The following is an 18,881-nucleotide window of genomic DNA, read 5'->3' on the forward strand; positions in this document are numbered from 1 at the left end:
GACTGAGCCCGCCACGTCGCCGTGGCGGGCTCTGTTGTCGGGTCAGGCGAACGCCTCGATCGGCGGGCACGAGCACACCAAGTTGCGGTCGCCGTGCGCACCGTCGATGCGCCGCACCGCAGGCCACACCTTGGGACGGTCGTGACCGGCCGGGAAGACTGCCAGCTCTCGCGAGTACGGGTGATCCCAGTCCGCGACGATACACTGGGCGGTGTGGGGAGCACCCCGAAGTGGATTGTCATCCACGGTCCACTCCCCGGATCCGACTCGATCGATTTCACCTCTGATGGCGATCATCGCGTCGCAGAACGCGTCGATCTCTTCGAGGTTTTCGCTCTCGGTCGGTTCGACCATCAAGGTTCCCGGCACGGGGAAACTCATCGTCGGCGCATGGAAGCCGTAATCCGCCAGTCGTTTCGCGACATCGTCGACGGTCACGCCGGTGTCCTTGGTGAGACCCCGTAGATCGAGAATGCACTCGTGGGCAACCATGCCGTTGTCGCCGGTGTAGAGCACCGGGAAGTACTCGTCGAGGCGACGGGCGATGTAGTTGGCCGACGCGATCGCCGTCAACGTCGCCTGCCGCAGGCCCGTCGCGCCCATCATCGCGATGTAGGCCCAGGTGATGGTCAGGATCGAGGCGCTCCCGTACGGGGCACCGGACACGGTCGGTCCCGCGCCGAGCTGCGGTGCCATCGGATGGCCGGGCAGATGCGCTTGCAGGTGCGATCGAACACCGATGGGTCCTACGCCGGGCCCACCGCCGCCGTGCGGGATGCAGAAGGTCTTGTGCAGGTTCAGGTGGCTGACGTCGCCGCCGAAACGGCCTGGGCGCGCGAGTCCGACGAGTGCGTTCAGGTTGGCTCCGTCGACGTACACCTGACCGCCGGCGTCGTGCACCGCCGCACAGATTTCGGATATCTCGTGCTCGTACACGCCGTGGGTGGACGGGTACGTGATCATGATCGCGGCGAGCGTGTCCGCGTGCTCGGAGATTTTCGAGCGCAGGTCGTCGACATCGACGTCGCCGTTGGGCCGGCACGCCACCACCACGACGCGCATGCCCACCATCACGGCAGACGCCGCGTTGGTGCCGTGGGCGCTCGACGGAATCAGACACACGACTCGCTCGGCATCGCCGTTCGCGAGATGGTACCGGCGAATGGCCAGCAGTCCCGCGTACTCACCCTGACTTCCCGCGTTCGGCTGCAGACTCACCGCGTCGTAGCCGGTGATATCGACGAGCCACCGTTCGAGGTCGTCGATCACCCGCAGTAGACCGGGCACATCCGAGGACGGCGCGAAGGGATGCTGGCGGCCGAACTGCGGCCAGGTGATCGACTCCATCTCGGCGGTTGCATTCAGCTTCATGGTGCACGATCCCAGCGGAATCATGCTGCGGTCGAGAGCGATGTCCTTGTCGGACAACGCTCGCAGGTAACGCAGCATCGCCGTTTCGGTGCGGTACCGGGTGAAGGCGGGATGGGTGAGGTACTCCGACGTGCGTGCCAGGCTTGCCGGCAACGATTCGGCACCGGAACCGGCAGGCTCGGCACCGAAGGCCGCGAGCAGGCTCGCGATCGTCTCGGACGTCGTCGCCTCGTCGCACGCGACCGAGACGTGATCGGCATCGACCGGCCGCACGTTGATCCCGCGCTGCTTGGCCTCGTCGATGACGGCCTGCGCCCGACCGGGTACCGCCACCAGGACGGTATCGAAGAAGTCGGCGTGCACCACGTCGATACCCGCACCCTGCAGGCCGGCAGCGAGGGATCGAGCGTGCGCGTTGACCCGAGTCGCTATGGCGCGCAGTCCATCTGCACCGTGATAACTGGCGTACATCGCCGCGACGATGGCGAGCAGAACCTGAGCGGTACAGATGTTCGACGTCGCCTTCTCGCGACGGATGTGTTGTTCACGCGTCTGCAGCGCCAAGCGGTAGGCCCGGTGACCGTCCGCGTCGACCGAGACCCCGACGAGTCGGCCGGGGAGCTGGCGCGAATGACCGGAGCGCACCGCGAGGTATCCCGCGTGCGGCCCGCCGTATCCCATCGGAACCCCGAATCTCTGGGTGGTGCCGAAGCAGACGTCCGCGCCGATCTCGCCGGGCGGAGTCACCACGGTCGCCGCCAGGAGGTCCACGCCGACGGCGACCAGCGCACCACGCTCGTGCGCTGCCTCGATGGTGGCTGCGTGGTCCACCAGACGTCCGGACGCTCCCGGCAACTGCGCCAACACTCCGAAGAAGTCACCCTCGGGCAGTCCGTCGGCGAGATCGGCATACACCAGCTCGATTCCGAGCGGTTCTGCGCGCGTGGCCAGCACGGCTTTCGTCTGGGGAAAGATGTCCGAGTCGACCACGAGGCGAGGAGACTTCGAGCTTCGGTTGGCGCGGCGCATCAGCGTCATGGATTCGGCTGCCGCAGTGGACTCGTCGAGCATGGACGCATTGGCCACATCCATGCCGGTGAGGTCGGCCACCATGGTCTGGAAGTTGAGCAGTGCTTCGAGCCGGCCCTGGCTGATTTCGGGTTGGTACGGCGTATATGCGGTGTACCAGGCCGGGTTCTCCAAGATCCCACGCGTCAGCACGGGCGGAGTGAGGGTGTCGTAGTAGCCCAGGCCGATCATGGACGTGGAGACGGTGTTCTGCCCGGCGAGGTCCGCCAACGCAGTCAGTACCTCGTGCTCACTCAGAGCCGGCGGGAGCGTCGCCAAACCGTCGGGAACGCCGTCGACCACGGTGTCGAGAATGGATGAGGGCACTGCTTTGCGAGCCAGCTCATCGAGGCTGTCGACGCCGATGGTGTGGAGGATGCGAACCAGTTCGGTGGCGTCGGGGCCGATGTGTCGATCGACGAAAGTGTGCGCGGACGAGGCGGTTCGGTCGGTCACGATGTGCTCCCAGGTGCGGAAAGACGAGGCGTCGGACGACCGAGGCATACGCTTCGGCCGCTCCTCCCCCTCTGTCGTGTGCCCGCTGACGCGTGCGCCTGAGAGATTCGGTTGGACACGGCGCGCTGATCCGACTGCGCCGGCACCTTTCCCCTTGGGCGGGTGGGTGCTCCCACCACTTTCCAGAGTTGTCGAAGCCCACACGGTCCGTGTGCCTGAGAGATTGGCGGGGAGGTATTGCTCCTTCGGCGTCCGAGACTGGATGCCTCGGAACTCTCCCGCGCGGGCGCGACGAGGAAAGTCTAGCCGGTCTTGCGGCTCGCGCGATTCTTGCGGCGTGAGGCGAGCTCGTCCTCGGGGCTGGGCTGACTCTCGCCGCCGTCGGCTCGCTCGGCCGGGAAGTCGGCGATGGTGCCGGTGAGCTCGCGCATAGCGCCGTTCACGGCGATGCCGAACACGCCCTGGCCGCCCTGGAGCAGATCCACTACTTCTTCGGCAGACGTGCACTCGTAGACGGTCGTGCCGTCGGAGAACAATGTGATGTTGGCGAGGTCGCCGACGCCGCGCTGGCGCAGGTGATCGACGGCGACACGGATGTTCTGCAGCGAGATGCCGGTATCGAGAAGACGCTTGACGATCTTGAGGACGAGCATGTCCTTGAAGGAATACAGCCGTTGACTGCCGGAGCCTGCTGCGCCGCGGATGGAGGGGACGACCAACCCGGTGCGGGCCCAGTAATCGAGCTGACGGTAGGTGATGCCGGCGATCTGGCACGCGCTCGGCACGCGGTAACCGACGAGTTCGTCGGGGACCGAATCGTCGGGGAACAGTCCGGGCTGGATGTCCTGGGGCGTGTCGACCCGGCTGGTCGACGCCTGGTCGGGGGTGTCTACCTCAACATCGGAAACGGACGCGTCCTCGGTCCGGCCTACGGCGTCGGACTCTCGACTGCCGTGATGCTGCTGCGGCTGATCTCCCACTGACTGCTCCCTCTCGGATGTCTCACTGCGTTCGGATCGAGTCAGTACTGCGATCCGTCCGAGACGCACGACGTCTCGGTGTACTCGCGTGAAGTCATGCCGTGTACCAGGCCAGAATACGCCTCGCCGGGAACCGACGAGGCGCGAAACTGCACCGAATCCGGCCGGCGGCGACGATGAACTTCACTGGCACGAACGTTATGGGGACGATCGCGCAGATTCAACGCAACGCGCCGTAAACCTGAACCTAAAGTTGAGGTTGAGACTCTTCCGTTACCCGCCGGTCGCTTTGAAGTCGTCCGGTGACACCGATTCGAGGAACTCCTTGAACTTTTCGACTTCGTCCTCACGCTCGTCGGGCATCACCAACCCGGCCTCGACGAGCACAGGCTCCTCCGCGTAGATCGGCACCCCGGCTCGCAGCGCGATGGCGACCGAATCCGACGGCCGGGCCGAGACCCGAACATCCTTGTCGAACACGAGATCGGCGTAGAAGGTGCCCTCCTGGAGGTCCACGATGCGCACTTCCTTGAGCTCGTGCCCCAGAGCCGAGATGAGGTTCTTGACGAGGTCATGAGTGAGCGGCCGGGCAGGCTGCACGCCCTGTTGCTCCAAAGCGATTGCAGCAGCTTCGGTTTGACCGATCCAGATCGGCAGATACCTGTCACCGTCGGCCTCACGCAACAGCAGAACAGGCTGATTCTGCGGCTGTTCGACACGAATACCGACCACGCGCATTTCACTCATCGTGTCTGCCTCCCACTTCGAGAACTCCGGGCTGTACTTCGTTCGTTCAGCTCGTTGCAACCGAGTCTATTGGAATTCGATTCGACGCGAGCGAGCGTCACCGGTCGAGCGCACCGCGCACCGCTGCCTTGACCAGACAGGTGTGCAACGTCAACGACAGCGCTGCAAGCTCTCGGATCATTTCCTCGGCGCGATCACGAGCACCGGCGTCTCGGCCCTTGGCGACCGGACCGGCTATCTGAGCAACCAGACCGGCCTCGCGATCCGCCGCCAGTTTGAACGCACGCAGGTGGCGTACTTCGAGACCGAACTGCAACATTGCATGCGCCGTGCGTGCGAGCGTGACGGCACCGTCGTCGTAGAAACCGGCCTGCCCGGGAGTGATCAACCCGCTGCGCAACAGCTCGGTCAGAAACGCGTCGTCGATGCCGGCCTCCCGCAGAAGGTCGGCCTTGCTGATTCGTACCTCTCGGTCCGGCAGAAACTCCTCGGGCGAGACCTCACCCGCTGCCACCGTCAGAGACCGGGGCCGTTTGGCCGACGCGTCGGCGCGCTCGACAGTTGCCACGCCGTGATCGATGGCTTCGAGCTGCTCCTTGATCACCTTGAGCGGCAAGTACTGATCACGCTGAGCGGTCAGAACGAACCGCAGCCGTTCGCAATCTGCAATGGAGAACCGCCGGTAGCCCGACGGGGTGCGCTCCGGAGAGATCAGACCCTCGGCTTCGAGGAATCTGATCTTCGAGATGGTCACATCCGGAAAGTCGGGCCGAAGTCGATCCAGGACGGAGCCAATCGACATCCCCCCGTTGGACTGCTGCCCGACGGCGGTCACTGGCTACCTGCACCCGCAGACGTGTCGTCGACCTGAGATCCGTTGCCGCCCCGCGGTCCGGTCAGGAAGACCAACCGGAATTTGCCGATCTGTACCTCGTCGCCGTTGGCGAGAACAGCGGAATCGACCGGCTCGCGGTTGACGTACGTCCCGTTGAGGCTGCCGACGTCGACTACCTGGAAGTCGTCCTCGTCCTGTCGGAACTCGGCGTGCCGGCGGCTGACGGTGACGTCGTCCAGGAAGATGTCACTGTCGGGATGGCGTCCGGCCGAGGTGGTCGGCTGGTCGAGCAGAAACCGCGATCCGGCGTTGGGGCCGCGCTTGACGACGAGAAGAGCGGCACCGACAGGCAAACCCTCGACACCCGAGACCGGAGCTTCGGTGCTCTGAGCGGCCGCGGAGTTGTCCAGCTCCTGGAGGAAGTCCGCGCGGAAGACCGAGGTGGTCTCGGCCGGCGACTCCCCGTAGTTGCTGTCGTTGTCGTTCTGGCTCACCGTTACTCCTTCTCAGTCCGTTCACCCGGGCAGCAATCGCCACGGGTAACGCAGTACATGGTCTTCACATCTGGTTTTGCGTTGCGCCTGGTGTCGCTTACGTCAGTACAGCTCGCTGGACCTTCGCCCCGACAGGGTATTCGCTCGGTGTCGACCGTACCCTGCGCAGTGGGGACGGTGTGGCCGGTTGGCCGGTGTCGACAGCCGGCCGATCACTCGGTTGTGATGAGAGCATATCCGGCAGCATCGAGCATCTGTGCCAGTGCCGCGTCCAACTCCTCGGACGACGCGACCTCGAGGTCGATCAGCCAGCCGTCGGTGTACGGTCCCGAGTTCACCTTCTCCGGTTCGCCGTCCAGATCCTGGTTCACGCCAGTCACTTTCGCAGTCAGCGGGCTGAACACATCGGACACGCTCTTGGTCGACTCGACTTCGCCGAGGGATTCACCCGCAGTGACGGTGTCACCGATTGCGGGAAGCTGAACGAAAACCACGTCGCCCAGCTGAGCCTGCGCATAATCGGTGATACCGATGCGTACGGCCGCCGGGCCCGTGCGCTGCACCCACTCGTGCTCGGGTGTGTAGTACAGATCAGCTGGTGTGTCGATGTCGCTCAACGCGGCATTCCCTTCGATCGTGGCCCGGGCGGTCGGGCGGTCAGTTACCGGGCTGAGCGTATTGACGCGGGCGCGGATCCCGCAAGGCGGAGACCGTGACCTGGTCCGACTGATCGATGCTCGACGACGCCCCGTTTCGAGTGACGGTGTCGACCACGCCTCCCGGAATGTTCAGCGCCGACGCGAGAGTGGGAGCGTCTCCGATTGCCGTGAACGTGTACGGAGCTCGCAGTTCTCGGCCGTCCACCACCACCCGACCGGCAGGCCCCGCGATCCACGAATCGACACCGATGCGGACGGCACCACCGCCACCCTCGATCTGGAGTGCCTCGGCTCCGGCGGCACGCAGTTCCTGCATGGCGTCGAGCAACACCTCGGACCCGACGCCCGAGTTCGGGTCGTCGATCACCAGGGTCACGCCAGGCCCCTCGGCGGCCACCGTGCCCACTTGAATCGACAACGCGGACAGTCGTTCCTGCGCCTCGGCCACTGCCGCCTCCGATCCCGAACCGGACTGGCGCAGAGTTGCCAAGGTGGCCTGCAGCGTGCCGATCTCGTCGCGAATCGACGCCTCACGCCGGGTGAGGGTGTCCAGCACCACCAACAGATCCTCCGGCCGGGAGTTCTCCAGATTGTCCGAGGTACTGGTTTCTCTCACCTGCGTGGCGATACCGACCCCGAGAACGCACAGCAGGGCCAGCGCGAGAATTCCGAACGCCGTACCGCGCCTGCGCCGATCTGCGTCCGATGCTCGACCGCGCCAACCGTGCCGCCCTTTTCTCGACGTCATCTTCTAAGCACCGAACAGCCGACGACGGAGAGCCGCTGCGTTGCCGAAGATTCGGATACCCAGAACGACGACGATGGCAGTGGACAGCTGAGTTCCTACTCCGAGCTGGTCACCGAGCCAGACGATCAAGGCGGCGACGAGAACGTTGAAGACGAACGAGACTACGAACACCTTGGCGTCGAAGATTCCGTCGAGAAATGCACGCACACCACCGAATACCGCATCGATCGCAGCAACGACGGCGATGGGCAGATAGGGCGCGACGACAGCAGGAACCTGCGGTCCAGCGACCGTACCGATGATCACTCCGGCGATCAGAGCAACGAGCGCGGCGATGGCGTACGCGCCGTGAGTGGTGGAGATCGGGGCGTCCACGGTTTCGTCGGCCGGTACCGCCCGGGTCGGGTCGTGCTCGGTCATCGTGGGCCTGCCTCCTTCGCCTCGAACGACTCTCTCACAATCGCGGGACCGAGTTCGAGATCATCGACCGGGCGCACCGAGAAGCCGATTCCGTACAGCTGCGCCACCGTACTCATCCGCAGATATGCGTCACTGACGACGAATTGGACTTGGATACGTTGCGGCGGTCCGATCGCGTGGACCTCGTAGGGTGAACCGATCGGGCGGTTGTCCAGCAGCATGGCCCCGCCGGCCTGCCTTATCGTCACGTTCGGTCCGACTCTGATGTCGTTCACGGACACCGCCTCCGCCCCGCTGGCCCACAGCGAGTTGACGACCGCGGCGATGTCGCGATCGAGTACTGCTGCGCCCGAGCCCGTGCGAACCGCCGAAGCTCTCGCGTCGGTCGGTTCTGTGACGACGACGGACAGTCCCGGACCGGAGACCGAATCGATACCCGCTGCGGATTCGACGGCGCTCAACCTGTCCAGGAGTTCGCCACCGGCGGCGTCGGACTCCAGAGCTCGATCCCGTTCGGCCGCAACCTGCTCGGACAGCTCGTCTCGCGTCGCTTCCAATTCGGCGCTCCGGTTCTGGGCAGCTCGGACGGCAGCCGACGCGTCGACACCTGCGCGGTCGACGGCGGCGGCACCGGATGCCAATCGGGACAGAGCGATACCGAATATCAGCCCGATCACGAGGGCTCCGGTCAACAACCACAGGGCCACCGGCACTCGCGACGCGCGGGTGTGTTGCGCCGAGCGTTCGGCAGCAGCCCCTGCGTATCCCGGATCGAGGTGGTCGGTCAGCAGCGAGGTCAACAACGATGGAACGGGATTCCTTCTGACCTGCTCCGCCATTGGTCGTTCCGCAGGCACCCGTCAGCTACCGGACACTGTCGGGTGGACCGCCCTGGCCAGCGCGATCGCCTTACCGAGGTAGAGCAGGCCCGTCCAGGAGTACAGCGCGGTGCCCCAGATCAGCAACGCATAACCGAGGGGGCCTGCGGCGTCGGCGACCGAGCCGGAACCCGCGGAGACCAACAGCACCGGCAGCGCGATCATGACGACGAAGGTTGCGGCTTTGCCCAAGTAGATGACATCCGGAGGTGGTAAGGATCGACGACGGTAGACGAACATGGTCAACCCCAGCACCGCGTCACGCCCGATCAGAATCGCGGCCACCCACCACGGAATGATGCCACGCAGAACGAACGCACCCAGAGTACTGACGACATAGAGCCGATCCACCAACGGATCGAGAACGGCACCCAACTTCGATGCCTGCCCGAGCATCCGAGCGAGTTTGCCGTCGAGCCAATCGGTTCCGCCGCTGACGAGCAGGATCACCAGTGCCCACCCGTCCGCACCGGGCCCGAGCAACAGGTACAGAAACAGAGGAACGCCGGCGAGCCGAATGGCGCTGAGCAGGTTGGGAACGGTCGCGATGCGATCGGACACCTCGACTTCACGGCCGTCGGTCACCGGCGAACACCTCCTGTTGCATCAGCTCGCCGTGCGCTCAGGTGCAGTCGGCGGGGCTTCGGTGCCAACTTAGCGCCACGCGAAGACGGGCTGCTCGAAGTCCGCGACTCTGGTGTGTCGACCGTGCACCGCCACCTCGCGAAATTGGTGAACGATCGCACCGGTCGGAGCGTGGATCGCGCCGGTTCGGAACGGCCACCGAATTACTCGACGGGTCGACTCGGGAATCGACACGAATTGCGCGTCGACGTCGAGCTCGTCGAGTGTCACCTCGAACACCTCGGCTACTTCGTCGTCGTTGGGGCGCAGCGTGGTCGAGTAGTCGCCCACCCACACCACGAACGGGGTGATGAGGTAGCCGGAGCGGGTGACGTAGTCGTCGAGCCTGCCCAGTACATCGGACGCATCAGCGCGAAGACCCACCTCCTCGTGCAACTCTCGCAAACATGCCTGCACTGCGGATTCCCCGGGGTCCACGCCGCCTCCAGGCAGTGCGTATTGGCCTGGATGCGCGCGCAATCGACTCGGCCGCTTGGTCAGCAGCATGCGACGGTCTCCCGGCGCTCCACCCAGCGCGACGGCCACCGCAGCCGCGCGCAATCCATCCGCGTCGGCGGTGCGATGAACGAACCCCCCGAGGGCACGCGCGATGGACTCTCGCTCGAGCGGGTCCCGGGCCGAGCCACCGGATGCGTCGTCACTCATCGCACGAACACCGATCGCCCGGGGAGGTCACGGTGTGTCGACACGGCGGGCGGCGGGAGGAAGCAGATCGTCGCCGGCGACAGGCCAGCCGAGCGGGTCGTCGGCGAGATCGCTCAGTTGCTCCACTTGCGTTCGGCACCAAGGGGATACGTCGATGCTCCCGTCGAGCACGCCGGCAGAGAATTCAGGCCACGACGCCCACCGTGTCTCGTCCACCTCGAGTGGGTCGGGATCGAGCGTCGCACTCGAATCTACGCGCACCCGATACACAGGACAGATCTCGTTCTCGACGATGCCGTTGTCCATGACGGCGCGGTACCGAAAGTGCGGCAACACCAGCTCGGCGGAGGCGGCGTGCAGCCCCAGCTCTTCACCTATCCGGCGCAGGACCGCGGCGGCAAGGTCCTCTCCGGGTGCGGGATGACCGCAGCACGTGTTGGTCAGCACCCCGGGCCACGTGGTCTTGGTCGATGCTCTGCGGGTGAGGAGAACCGCGCCGTCGGATCCGACCACATAGCTGGAAAATGCCAGATGAAGCGGCGTTCGAAGCGTGTGCACGGTCGTCTTGTCGTGGGTGCCGACAGCGCGGCCTTCGTCGTCGAGCAGCACCACATGTTGCGCCGGGGATCGATCCATCGTTCCATCGTCCCACGGCTCGTCGGACGGTCTACTGTCGAACCATGGGACGTCAAGAAAACGCAGACGACGAGACGACGAACGGCGAAGATGCGACCACTCCCGAATCACCGAAGGGCGGCAGACCCGGACCGGTGGACGGCGGAGGCGGCGGCGGGATGGCAACGCGCGAGAACGCACCCGAGGTCGCCGAGAATTCCGAATGATCTTCTCGGCACCGTTTGAAAGACAGAGTTTGCGTCAATACCTCCGAAGTTCTCGCGGTGCGCGAGGACACGAACCTCCACAACCGGAAGGACCTCGATGAGCATCAACGACGACGACATCTCCACCACGGGCGGAGCCGCAGGCGAAGGCCCAGCTGACGGCGGATCGAACCCCGGCGGTCACGACGGCGGCGCAGACGGCTCGGCCGGAGCCGGCGAAGGCCCCGCCGACGGCGGATCGAACCCTGACGGCCACGACGGCGGCGCAGACGGCTCGGCCGGAGCCGGCGAAGGCCCCGCCGACGGCGGATCGAACCCCGATGGCCACGACGGCGGTGCGGACGGCACCGCTTGATCACTGAGTCGAGCGACGAGCGCGGATCGGATAACCGGTCCGCGCTTCGTCGTCTCACCGGTGTCGATCTCGGAACCTTCGCAGATCACTTCTGGGGTTCGGCTCCCAAACTGACCAGATCCGCTGATCTCGCCGAATCGTTCGACGATCTGATGACGGTCGACGCGGTGGACGAGTTGATCTCCGAACGTGGAGTTCGCACCCCGTTCGTACGCATGGCCAAAGATGGTCGCCTGCTGGACAAGTCGCAGTTCACGGCGTCCGGTGGTTTCGGTGCCGAGGTGACCGACCAGGTGGACTCGGCTGCGGTTCTGGCAGCGTTCGCGGCCGGCAACACCCTGGTTCTGCAAGGCCTGCACCGGCTGTGGCCTCCACTGATCCACTTCGTCGGCGAGCTCGTTCGCGAACTCGGCCACCCCGTCCAGGTGAATTCGTATGTCACTCCGGCTGCGTCGCAGGGCTTCTCACCGCACTACGACGTACACGATGTGTTCGTGGTGCAGATCGCAGGTACCAAGCGGTGGACCATTCACGCGCCGGTGCACGTTCATCCGCTCGACAACCAACCATGGTCCGACCGGCGCTCGGCCGTCGAAGAGCGCGCGTCGAACGTGCCCGAGCTGGACTTCGTCCTCGAACCCGGCGATGTGCTGTACCTACCGCGCGGGTGGATTCATTCGGCTCAGGCGCTGGGCGAGACCACAGTTCACCTGACGGTCGGTGTCGCGTCGTTCAACGAATACGACATCGCCCGGCACGCGCTGAGGGAACTCGGTGACGTCGCGGAACTGCGGAGTCCACTGCCGGCCGGGCTTGTGCCTACCGATACCGAAGCCGTCGTTCCGCACGTGCAGCGAGTTCTCGACGCCATGCGCACGGCCCTCGACGACATCAGCCGAGATCCCGATGCGGTCCGCCGTCTCGCCGAGCGCCTCGGGGATCGATACGACGAGCTCGTCCGCCCGGAACCGGTGCGGCCGCTCCGCACCGTCGCATCCATGGGTGCTCTGCGAGGCGAGGACTCGATTCGATTACGACCTGGAATCCATGCGCGAATCGTGTATGGCGCGGTCGGGGTCTCGATGGTGCTCAGGAACAAGACGGTCACGCTGCCGTCCCAGTGCGCCGACGCGATCGAGAATCTGATGAAAGGTGCCCCGTGCCGTCTCGATGCGATGCCCGGTCTGGACGTCGACGATGCATCGGTGGTTGCTCGCAGACTCATCCGGGAGGGCATTGCCGTGACGGCAGCCGAGTAGCAGCTACGTGATCGTGATACCGCCGTCGACAGCGATGGTCTGACCCGTCACGTATCCCCCGGCGTCGGAAGCCAACCAGATCGCTGTGGCCGCCAGTTCCTCGGGATCGCCCTTGCGACCGAGGATCATGCGCGGAGCCATCGAATCGAGGTACCCGGGCTGATAGGAATCTGTCATCTCGCTCTGGAAGAAGCCGGGTGCAATTGCGTTGACCCTGATGCCTTTGCGCGCTCCCCACTGCTGCGCGAGGTCGCGGGTGAGGCCGACGATCGCAGCTTTACTGGCGCTGTATGCCGCCTGCGGTAGACCGGCGGTGGTGAGCCCCAACACGCTGGAAATGTTGACGATCGAACTGCCGGGTGCCATCACCCGTCCGCACGCCTGCGCCGCCCAGTAGGAGCCGTTCAAGTTGATGTCGATCACCGAGCGAAACTGCTCCGGTGTCTCCCGGGTTGCTGGGTAGGCGGTGCCGATTCCGGCGTTGTTGATCAGCACATCCAGCTTGCCGAACTCCGTCATCGCGGCGTCGACCATCGCGGTGCACTGATCCGGGTCGACCACGTCGGTGGCGACCGTGATCGAGCGCCCTCCGACGCTGTCGATCAACGCGGCGGTCTGCGCCAACTTCTCGACTCGGCGCGCGGCGAGCACTACGTCCGCGCCTGCCTCCGCAGCTGCTTTCGCGAACGCGACACCCAACCCGGAGGATGCTCCGGTGACGACGACTACTCGACCGTCGAGGCGAAATTTGTCCAAGATCGGCATTTACGTGACTCTCCTTGTAGCTGGTGTTCAGAACCAGTGGGGGGACATATCGAGCGTGGTGCGGTCCAATTTCGCCAGCAGATCGAGCTGCACATCCACCTTCGGCAGTTCGTAGACATAGAAGTACTTTGCCGCAGAACGCTTTCCGTCGTAGAAATCACCGGACTTCGTGCCGACGGCCAGCAGCTGCTCGAGCCACATCCACGCAATGACGGTATGCCCCACGGCTTCGAGGTATGCGGTGGAGTTCGCCAAAGCCACAGCTGCGTCACCCGTTCCCCACAGTGCCGCGGTGACATCGACGATTCTCGCGAATCGGTTGTTCAGTTCCGCGCCGTAGGTGGCCGCGTCACCGCCTGCGGCGTCGGCCTGCGCAACCGTCTTCGAGAACTCTTCACCGAGCAGCGCCAGACCAGCGCCGCCCTGCATCACGACCTTGCGTCCGAGCAGGTCCAGACCCTGAATACCGTGCGTGCCTTCATGAATGGGGTTGAGCCGGTTGTCCCGGTAGTGCTGTTCGACGTCGTAGTCGCGGGTGTATCCGTAGCCGCCGTGCACCTGGATGGCCAGACTGTTGGCCTCGAGGCACCACTGCGACGGCCAGCTCTTCGCGATGGGCGTCAGCACGTCGAGCAGCAATGTCGAACGCGCGGCCTCGGCATCGTCTGCCGCCGAGTCCTGCAGGTCGACCAGATACGAGCAGTACAGACCCAACGCCAGCGCACCTTCGACATAGGACTTCTGCGCCAACAACATTCGCCGGACATCTGCATGTTCGATCAGTGCTACCGGAGGTGCTGCAGGATCCTTCGCGCCGAGCGGTCGGCCCTGGGTACGCGTCTTGGCATACTCGACCGACTTGAGGTATCCCACGTAACCGAGGGCGATGGCCAGGAACCCGACGCCGATGCGAGCCTCGTTCATCATGTGGAACATGTACGACAACCCGCGGTTCTCCTCGGCCACCAAGAATCCGACCGCTCCGGGTTGCCCTGCCGGAGAGTGGGTTCCGTCGCCGAACGCGAGAAGAGTATTGGTGGTGCCGCGGTTGCCCATCTTGTGATTGAGACCGGTCAACACGATGTCGTTACGTTCGCCCGTACCGCCGTCGCCGTTCGGGAGAAACTTGGGAACGATGAACAGTGAGATGCCTTTGACGCCGGGAGGGCCTCCCGGTGTCTTCGCGAGCACGAGATGGACGATGTTCTCGGTCAGCTCGTGATCGCCGCCGGAGATCCACATCTTGGTACCGGTGATACGGAAACTGCCGTCGTCCTGCGGTACCGCTTTCGTCGTGATGTCCGCCAACGATGATCCGGCCTGCGGCTCCGACAGGCACATGGTTCCGAACCACCGACCGTCCAGCATCGGCGCGACGTAATCCCGTACCTGATCCGGTGTGCCGTATGTGGCGATCAGGTTGGCATTCGCCATGGTCAGAAAAGGGTACGACGAGGTCCCGGCATTGGCGGCTTGGAAAAATGCCATCGCCGCCCGAGAGACCGTGGCAGGCAGCTGCATTCCGCCGATCGACTCATCGAACTGCCCGGCGATCAGACCTGCAGACGCATACACATCGAGCGCTTCCTTCACCTCTGGGATCAGCTCGACCGAGCCATCCGGGTTCATGGTCGGCTCGTGCGCATCAGCCTTCTTGTTGTGCGGCGCGAAGTGCTTGCGGGCTATGTCCGCACTGAGGTCGAGTACTGCGTCGAAGGTCTCACGTGAGTGTTCCGCGAAGCGGGGACGATCGGTCAGGCCGGCCACGTTCAACCACTCGTACAGCAGAAAATCCAGGTCGCGGCGCGAGAGGACGTCCGACATTCACTTCTCCGATCGCGAGGGGTGACACGTGCGCACGAAGGTGATGAGCACTGTGACGCACGTGACTGTGGATTCACCATACAAGTCACGTGTTCTCGGATTCACCGAGTCCCCTCGCGAGCCGCCACCACAGATGGCCCCCCGATGTCCGGGCTCCGAAAGACCCGCCGGACACACTTCTACGACTCACCGGACTATGAGCAGCGTCACGATTGGAAAAGCCACCTCCGGCATATGCTTACTTTTGATAACGAATGTAATCACCGTGGAGGGAGTCGAGCATGACGCACACACTGGCCGTCGACAGCCGACAGGATCGTCAGCGCAGGCAGCACGATCGATTCCAGGAGTTGCACGAGACCGACGAGGAGTTTCGCGCCGCCGAACCCGACAGTGCAGTGGCCGACGCCGCCCAGGAGTTGTCTCCCAGTACGGCCAGAGTGGTCTTCGAAATCATGACGCGCTATTCGGATCGGCCGGCCTTGGGCCGTCGGGGTCGAGACGTGGTCCGAGACGGCGAAAGCAACGTTGTTCACCTGCTCCCACACTTCGAAACCGTGACCTACGGACAGGCATGGAACCACGCCGGTGCCCTGGCGTCGGCGCTGACGCACGACGAATTCGGGATCGCAACGGGAGACTTCTTCGCAACCTTGGGCTTTGCCAGTGCCGACTATGTCATTGCCGAATTGGCCACGATCCGCCTGGGCGCGATCGCCGTGCCATTGCAGGCCGGTGCTACCGCCGCCCAGCTCTCGGCCATCGCCGCCGAGGTCGAGCCCGTCGTCCTCGCGGCCGACATCGACAACCTGCCCGTCGCGGTACAGGTTGCTACCCATTGCCGGTCCATTCGGCGAATCGTCGTTCTCGACTACGACGGTGAGATCGACGCGCACACGCGAATCATGAACTCCGCGCAGAACGTCGCCGAGCAGACGGGGATTGCCATCCGTACCCTCACCGAGCTGGTTCGCGGCGGCGCGCAGCTGCCCGAGGTTCCATTACCCGATGGCAACGATCCAGACCGACTCGCGACGCTGATCTACACCTCCGGCAGCACTGGAACTCCCAAGGGAGCGATGCACACCGAACGAATCGTCTGCGGAGCCTGGACCGGAGCGTGGCACCACACCGGGGCCTCATCCGAATCCGGCGGTGGGCCTGCGTTCCCCGTGATCACCTTGGACTACCTTCCGATGAGCCACCTGGCCGGTCGGGGACTGGTGTTCTCGACACTAGCTGCCGGCGGGACGGTTCACTTCGCCGGATCCAGCGACCTGTCCACCCTGTTCGAGGACTTCTCGCTCGCTCGGCCGACGATGGCACTGCTGATCCCCCGGGTGTGCGAGATGATCCGGCACGACGTCCTTGCCGAGATCGACCGAGAGGTCGCGCGGTCCGATGGTGGCGACGAAGACCGCATACGGCACGGCGTTCTCGAGCGCTGCAAGAACGAACGATTCGGCGGGCGCATTCTCGCGGCGATGGTCGGCACCGCACCGATCGCTGCCGAGGTCAAAGATTTCGTCACAGAGCTGCTCGATATCCAGGTTCTCGACAATTACGGCTCCACCGAAGCCGGAATGGTGTTGCACGACGGGATCATCGCGCGCCCACCAGTTCTCGAATACAAGCTCGACGATGTGCCCGAGCTCGGCTATTTCTCGACCGACGACCCGTACCCACGCGGCGAACTCCTCCTCAAGACCACGTCGATCATTCCGGGGTACTACAAGCGCCCGGACGTCACCGCGGACGTGTTCGATTCCGACGGTTTCTATCGCACCGGGGACGTCGTGGCCGAGATCGAGCCGGACCGACTCGCGTATGTCGACCGCCGTAAGAACGTTCTCAAGTTGGCTCAAGGCGAGTTCGTCGCTTTGGCCCGTCTCGAGGCAGTGTTCGGCACCAGCGAACTGGTCGACCAGATCTTTCTGTACGGCAACAGCCAACGCGCCTATCTTCTGGCCGTGGTCGTTCCGGCTCAGCGCGATGCGACGCCGACCTCGATCATCGAATCGCTCCAGGGGATCGCTCGTTCCGAATCGCTGAACTCGTACGAAATTCCCCGCGACGTCACCATCGAGCACCAGCAGTTCACACAGGACAACGGACTGTTGTCCGGTGCTGGGAAACAACTGCGACCCAAGCTCGTCGAACGCTACGGTGCCGATCTCGAGCGTCGCTACACAGAACTGGAGTCGGGGCAGAACGACCGCCTGCGTGAGCTTCGACGCAGGGGTGCCGACGCCCCGGTGCTTGCCACGGTCGGCGATGCCGCGCAGGCACTGCTGGGATGCGACGGATCCGATGTCCGACCCGACTCTCACTTCAGCGATCTCGGCGGAGACTCGTTGTCCGCGTTGTCGTTTTCCACGCTCCTGCGGGACATCTACGGCATCGACGTACCGGTCGGTGTGATCACCGGACCCGCCATGGATCTGTCCGCTCTGGCCGAATACATCGTGTCTGCTCGCGACAACGATTCGGACACAGCAACATTCGCATCGGTACACGGCCGCGACGCCACTGTTGCACACGCCTCCGACCTGCGGCTCTCTGCCTTCCTCGACGACGCGCTGCTCGATGCCGCTCGGCATGCGTCGGGCGCACGCGTGCGAACCGAGACCGTGCTGCTGACCGGCGCCAACGGGTACCTGGGACGCTTCCTCTGCCTGGAATGGTTGGAGCGCATGGCCGAAATCGGTGGAACGGTGGTGTGCTTGGTACGAGGGCGTTCGGACGCCGATGCGCGTGCTCGGCTCGACGCTGCCTTCGACAGCGGGGACACGAAGTTGACCGATCGATATCGCGCACTGGCCGACGCCGCACTCGACGTGGTGGCAGGCGATCTGGGCACTCGCCGGTTCGGGTTGGACGACGATCTCTGGGAGCAACTCTCACGCCGCGTGGACCGCATCGTGCACCCCGCCGCGCTGGTCAATCATGCTCTGCCGTACGAACATCTCTTCGGACCGAACGTCGTCGGAACGGCGGAGGTGATTCGGCTCGCGTTGACCCACCACGTCAAGCCGGTCACCTACCTCTCGACGGTTGCGGTCGCGGTGGGCGTCGAAAATTTCGAGGAGAACGGCGACATCCGCGAAAACAGCCCGTCGCGGTCGGTCGACGATTCGTACGCCAATGGCTACGGCAACTCCAAGTGGGCCGGTGAAGTGCTGTTGCGCAACGCATTCGACGAGTTCGGGCTCCCGGTATCGGTCTTTCGATCCGATATGATCCTCGCGCACAGTACATGGTCGGGTCAGCTCAACGTGCCGGATGTGTTCACGCGTCTGGTCCTGTCGATCGTCGCGACCGGCCTTGCACCGCAGACCTTCTACGCCACCGACACCGGAGCACCGACAGACGAGAAGGGTCGACCGCTGGCTCACTACGACGGTCTACCGGCCGATTTCAGTGCATCGGCGATCACCTCGGTTGCGGCCGACGATCTGTCAGGCTACCGAACCTTCGACATCCTCAACCCACACGACGACAACATCTCGCTCGACACGTTCGTCGACTGGCTCCGCGAAGCCGGTTGCAACATCGAGATCGTCGAGAACTACGACGAATGGTTCGAGCGTTTCAGCGCTGCAGTCGAGTCTCTTCCGGAGAAGCAGCGCACGCACTCGCTGCTCCCCTTGATCGACTCGTACGCACGGCCCCAGCACCCGTCGTCCGGGGCGATGCTGCCTGCAGACGAGTTTGCCTCGGCCGTCGGAGACATTCCGCACCTCGGACGCGAACTGATCGAGAAGTATCTCTCCGATCTCGTGGCGCTCGACCTCGTGAGCAAGCGCTAGAGACGTTCCCGATGCGGGCCGCGCGGCCCGCATCGGGAAGCCCTACTCCCCGACCGGTTGTGGCTCGCTCGCCGGCAACAT

18 protein-coding genes and 1 riboswitch are annotated in these 18,881 nt (G+C 64.5%); of the genes, 4 read left to right on the forward strand and 14 right to left on the reverse strand.

Annotated elements, in window-relative coordinates:
- Nucleotides 1-42: 42 nt before the first annotated feature.
- From gcvP to idi, 12 genes are all read right to left on the reverse strand, one after another.
- Complete coding sequence (gene gcvP, locus ACIGGF_RS05580; protein WP_397520367.1) at nt 43-2,895, reverse strand: aminomethyl-transferring glycine dehydrogenase; 2,853 nt, start codon at nt 2,893-2,895, stop codon at nt 43-45.
- 193 nt (nt 2,896-3,088) lie between these two features.
- Nucleotides 3,089-3,186, reverse strand: a riboswitch (glycine riboswitch).
- 11 nt (nt 3,187-3,197) lie between these two features.
- Nucleotides 3,198-3,737 (reverse strand): MerR family transcriptional regulator, encoded by a 540-nt coding sequence (locus tag ACIGGF_RS05585; RefSeq protein ID WP_157226114.1) that lies wholly within the window; start codon nt 3,735-3,737, stop codon nt 3,198-3,200.
- A gap of 411 nt (nt 3,738-4,148) precedes the next feature.
- The gene (locus ACIGGF_RS05590; protein ID WP_397520368.1) at nt 4,149-4,622 is read right to left on the reverse strand and encodes a bifunctional nuclease family protein; all 474 of its coding nucleotides are present in this window, start codon (nt 4,620-4,622) and stop codon (nt 4,149-4,151) included.
- Between the two features lie 97 nt (nt 4,623-4,719).
- Nucleotides 4,720-5,457 carry a MerR family transcriptional regulator gene (locus ACIGGF_RS05595; protein WP_397520369.1) on the reverse strand — a complete coding sequence of 246 codons (738 nt, stop codon included), beginning with the start codon at nt 5,455-5,457 and terminating at the stop codon, nt 4,720-4,722.
- On the reverse strand, nt 5,454-5,951 hold the full coding sequence (gene garA, locus ACIGGF_RS05600; RefSeq protein WP_397520370.1) for a glycogen accumulation regulator GarA: 498 nt from the start codon (nt 5,949-5,951) through the stop codon (nt 5,454-5,456). Before garA ends, ACIGGF_RS05595 begins: the two co-directional genes overlap by 4 nt.
- A 212-nt stretch (nt 5,952-6,163) precedes the next feature.
- Nucleotides 6,164-6,568, reverse strand: a complete 405-nt coding sequence (gcvH, locus tag ACIGGF_RS05605; RefSeq protein WP_397520371.1) for a glycine cleavage system protein GcvH — start codon at nt 6,566-6,568, stop codon at nt 6,164-6,166.
- A 40-nt stretch (nt 6,569-6,608) separates the two neighbouring features.
- A complete protein-coding gene (locus ACIGGF_RS05610) occupies nt 6,609-7,358 on the reverse strand; it encodes a DUF881 domain-containing protein (RefSeq protein WP_397520372.1) in 750 nt (249 codons plus the stop codon).
- 3 nt (nt 7,359-7,361) lie between these two features.
- Nucleotides 7,362-7,778, reverse strand: a complete 417-nt coding sequence (locus ACIGGF_RS05615) for a small basic family protein (protein ID WP_397520373.1) — start codon at nt 7,776-7,778, stop codon at nt 7,362-7,364.
- On the reverse strand, nt 7,775-8,617 hold the full coding sequence (locus ACIGGF_RS05620) for a DUF881 domain-containing protein (protein WP_397520374.1): 843 nt from the start codon (nt 8,615-8,617) through the stop codon (nt 7,775-7,777). Before ACIGGF_RS05620 ends, ACIGGF_RS05615 begins: the two co-directional genes overlap by 4 nt.
- A 21-nt stretch (nt 8,618-8,638) precedes the next feature.
- A complete protein-coding gene (locus tag ACIGGF_RS05625) occupies nt 8,639-9,241 on the reverse strand; it encodes a CDP-alcohol phosphatidyltransferase family protein (RefSeq protein WP_397520375.1) in 603 nt (200 codons plus the stop codon).
- 69 nt (nt 9,242-9,310) lie between these two features.
- Complete coding sequence (locus tag ACIGGF_RS05630) at nt 9,311-9,946, reverse strand: NUDIX hydrolase (protein ID WP_397520376.1); 636 nt, start codon at nt 9,944-9,946, stop codon at nt 9,311-9,313.
- 27 nt (nt 9,947-9,973) lie between these two features.
- A complete protein-coding gene (gene idi, locus ACIGGF_RS05635; protein ID WP_397520377.1) occupies nt 9,974-10,582 on the reverse strand; it encodes an isopentenyl-diphosphate Delta-isomerase in 609 nt (202 codons plus the stop codon).
- A gap of 44 nt (nt 10,583-10,626) precedes the next feature.
- On the opposite strand from idi, the gene ACIGGF_RS05640 reads away from it, so the two are divergent.
- From ACIGGF_RS05640 to ACIGGF_RS05650, 3 genes are all read left to right on the forward strand, one after another.
- A complete protein-coding gene (locus ACIGGF_RS05640) occupies nt 10,627-10,788 on the forward strand; it encodes a hypothetical protein (RefSeq protein WP_397520378.1) in 162 nt (53 codons plus the stop codon).
- A gap of 97 nt (nt 10,789-10,885) precedes the next feature.
- Complete coding sequence (locus ACIGGF_RS05645; protein WP_397520379.1) at nt 10,886-11,143, forward strand: BatC protein; 258 nt, start codon at nt 10,886-10,888, stop codon at nt 11,141-11,143.
- On the forward strand, nt 11,140-12,402 hold the full coding sequence (locus tag ACIGGF_RS05650) for a cupin domain-containing protein (protein ID WP_397520380.1): 1,263 nt from the start codon (nt 11,140-11,142) through the stop codon (nt 12,400-12,402). The genes ACIGGF_RS05645 and ACIGGF_RS05650 overlap by 4 nt, the downstream gene beginning before the upstream one ends.
- A gap of 3 nt (nt 12,403-12,405) precedes the next feature.
- Here ACIGGF_RS05650 and ACIGGF_RS05655 read toward each other — a convergent pair whose 3' ends face one another.
- Together ACIGGF_RS05655 and ACIGGF_RS05660 are read right to left on the reverse strand one after the other, a co-directional pair.
- Nucleotides 12,406-13,167 carry an SDR family NAD(P)-dependent oxidoreductase gene (locus ACIGGF_RS05655; protein WP_397520381.1) on the reverse strand — a complete coding sequence of 254 codons (762 nt, stop codon included), beginning with the start codon at nt 13,165-13,167 and terminating at the stop codon, nt 12,406-12,408.
- Between the two features lie 27 nt (nt 13,168-13,194).
- The gene (locus ACIGGF_RS05660) at nt 13,195-14,991 is read right to left on the reverse strand and encodes an acyl-CoA dehydrogenase (RefSeq protein ID WP_397520382.1); all 1,797 of its coding nucleotides are present in this window, start codon (nt 14,989-14,991) and stop codon (nt 13,195-13,197) included.
- Between the two features lie 281 nt (nt 14,992-15,272).
- On the opposite strand from ACIGGF_RS05660, the gene car reads away from it, so the two are divergent.
- A complete protein-coding gene (gene car / locus ACIGGF_RS05665) occupies nt 15,273-18,800 on the forward strand; it encodes a carboxylic acid reductase (protein WP_397520383.1) in 3,528 nt (1,175 codons plus the stop codon).
- The last annotated feature ends 81 nt before the right edge of the window (nt 18,801-18,881 follow it).

This window comes from Rhodococcus sp. NPDC078407, from assembly GCF_044542515.1.
Lineage (GTDB): Bacteria > Actinomycetota > Actinomycetes > Mycobacteriales > Mycobacteriaceae > Rhodococcoides.